This is a genomic window from Pseudomonas sp. GOM6, assembly GCF_029537485.1.
Lineage (GTDB): Bacteria > Pseudomonadota > Gammaproteobacteria > Pseudomonadales > Pseudomonadaceae > Aquipseudomonas.
In genome coordinates this window covers 1-510 of the sequence record NZ_JARPUS010000042.1, presented here as the reverse complement: position 1 = coordinate 510, position 510 = coordinate 1, and the positions used below count along the sequence as shown (strand labels likewise).

General features: G+C 66.1%; 1 protein-coding gene. It reads left to right on the top strand.

Features of this window, described 5'->3' with window-relative positions:
- On the top strand, positions 1–510 hold a 510-nt coding region (locus P7A97_RS20535; RefSeq protein ID WP_277692351.1), incomplete at both ends, for a contractile injection system protein, VgrG/Pvc8 family.

Sequence of the window (510 nt, the reverse complement as noted above, 5' to 3'; positions counted from 1 at the left end):
AGCGCCTGACCCGCTACCACCTGACCCTGCGCCCACGGCTGGCCTGGCTCGGCCACCGCACCAACCAGCGCATCTTCCAGCACCTGACGGTGCCGGAGATCGTCGCCCAGGTACTGAGCGAGCACGGCATCCTCGACGGCAGCGGCCAGCGCTTTCAGCTCGGCGCGATTTATCCCAAGCGCGATTACTGCGTGCAGTACGACGAGACGGACCTGCACTTCATCCAGCGCCTGTGCGAGGAAGACTACGACTACCCCGGCCGCTTCACCGAGCGTGGCCGCGGCAAGCACCTGTCCCAGCGCGCCCTGGAACGTCATCGCAGCGACCATCAGCTGGCCGAGGGCGAGAGCGACCAGCCGCTGCTGCGCACGGGACACTTCCTCAACCTCGGCGAGCATCCGCGCAGCGACTGGAACCAGCTGTGGTTGCTCAATGAGATTCACCACGAAGGCAAACAGCCGCAGGTGCTGGAAGAGTCCATCACCAACTTCCTCGGCGGCCAGCCCCCCT